This is a genomic window from Streptomyces sp. NPDC054834, from assembly GCF_053611185.1.
In genome coordinates this window covers 1-1567 of sequence record NZ_JBSGZV010000118.1, presented here as the reverse complement: position 1 = coordinate 1567, position 1567 = coordinate 1, and the positions used below count along the sequence as shown (strand labels likewise).

Genomic DNA, 1567 nt, shown 5'->3' with positions numbered 1-1567 from the left:
TAGCTGAGTTGACCGAGCAGCGGGACGAGTCGGGCCGCCGCATGGTGGTTCGCAACGGCTACCACCAGCCGCGGAAGGTGGCCACCGCTGCCGGGACGGTCGAGGTGAGGGCACCGCGCGTCAACGACAAGCGCATCGACGAGGCCACGGGCGAACGTCGGCGGTTCTCCTCGGCGATCCTGCCGCCCTGGTGCCGCAAGTCCCCGAAGATCGCAGAGGTGTTGCCGCTGCTCTATCTGCACGGCCTGTCCACCGGCGACTTCGTGCCTGCGCTGGAGCAGTTCCTCGGCTCAGCCGCCGGCCTCTCGCCGGCGACGGTGACCCGGCTGACCACCCAGTGGCAGGCTGATCACGCTGCCTTCCAGGACCGTGACCTGTCGGGCACCGACTACGTCTACGTCTGGGCCGACGGCGTCCACCTGCGGATCCGCCTGGAGGAAGCGAAGGCAGCCGTGCTGGTGCTGATGGGCGTGCGGGCGGACGGCACGAAGGAGCTCATCGCGATGACCGATGGCTACCGCGAATCATCCGAGGCATGGGCCGGGCTGCTGCGGGACTGCGCGCGGCGCGGCATGCGCGCCCCGGTCCTGGCCGTCGGTGACGGCGCACTCGGCTTCTGGAACGCGTTGAACGAGGTCTTCCCCACCACCCGCCACCAGCGGTGTTGGGTTCACAAGACCGCCAATTGCCTGGACGCCCTACCGAAGGCCGCGCAGCCTGCGGCCAAGCGCGCGATCCAGGAGATCTGCAACGCCGAGGACAAGGACCACGCGGTAAAGGCGGTGGCAGCCTTCGCCAAGCAGTACGGCGCAAAGTACCCCAAGGTGGTCAAGCGGATCACGGACGACGAGGACGAGCTGCTGGCGTTCTTTGACTACCCGGCCGAGCATTGGATCCATCTGCGTACGACAAATCCTATCGAATCGACCTTCGCCACCGTGCGACTCCGAACGAAGGTCACCAAGGGTGCCGGGAGCCGGGCCGCCGCCCTCGCGATGGTCTTCAAGCTCATCGAGTCCGCCCAGGCCCGCTGGCGAGCCGTGAACGCACCTCACCTCGTTGCCCTGGTCCGAGCCGGCGCCCGCTTCGAACGCGGCCACCTCGTCGAACGCCCCGAGCGCAGCGCGGCCTGAGCCACCGATCAGGCAGGACGAGTACTGTCCGGGGTCAACAGCGTGTCGTAGTGGGCGGCCCGCTGATCGAATCGGGCCAGGACGGCCCTTGCCTCGGCCGGCACGTGGGCTACTTCGTAGTCCGGGCCGGCGAGTTCTCGGACGGGATCGATGGAGTCGAACAGCATGACCGTGGAGAACTCGACTTCGCCGTCGGCGAGGGTGCGCCGAAGCAGGTAGGCGCCGTGGTAACCGTCGAGCTCTCGGGCAGCGATGTCCGGCAAGACCCTCGTACTGACGATCGACTGGTATGCGTCGGCGTTCTCGGGCGTTGTCCAGCCCCGCCAGATACGGACGATCATCCGCGCACTCTACTGGTCCTGGTCAACGAGCGGGAGGCCCTCGCTGCATGGGCCACGACCTCTACGTCATCCACAGGTCTTGACTATTACTCG

Annotated in this window: 2 protein-coding genes; one reads left to right on the top strand and one right to left on the bottom strand. The window is 67.4% G+C overall.

Features of this window, described 5'->3' with window-relative positions; genetic code table 11:
• The coding region (locus tag ACWGJM_RS48990; protein ID WP_453418274.1) for an IS256 family transposase at positions 1 to 1133 on the top strand (1133 nt) is incomplete at its 5' end.
• A gap of 8 nt (positions 1134 to 1141) precedes the next feature.
• Here the strand turns inward: ACWGJM_RS48990 and ACWGJM_RS48985 are convergent.
• The gene (locus ACWGJM_RS48985) at positions 1142 to 1474 is read right to left on the bottom strand and encodes an antibiotic biosynthesis monooxygenase (RefSeq protein WP_453418273.1); all 333 of its coding nucleotides are present in this window, start codon (positions 1472 to 1474) and stop codon (positions 1142 to 1144) included.
• Positions 1475 to 1567 lie beyond the last annotated feature (93 nt).

Bases quoted from the DNA above. Each gene is read 5' to 3' on its own strand.
- ACWGJM_RS48985 (WP_453418273.1), bottom strand. From the start codon at position 1,474: ATGATCGTCCGTATCTGGCGGGGCTGGACAACGCCCGAGAACGCCGAC.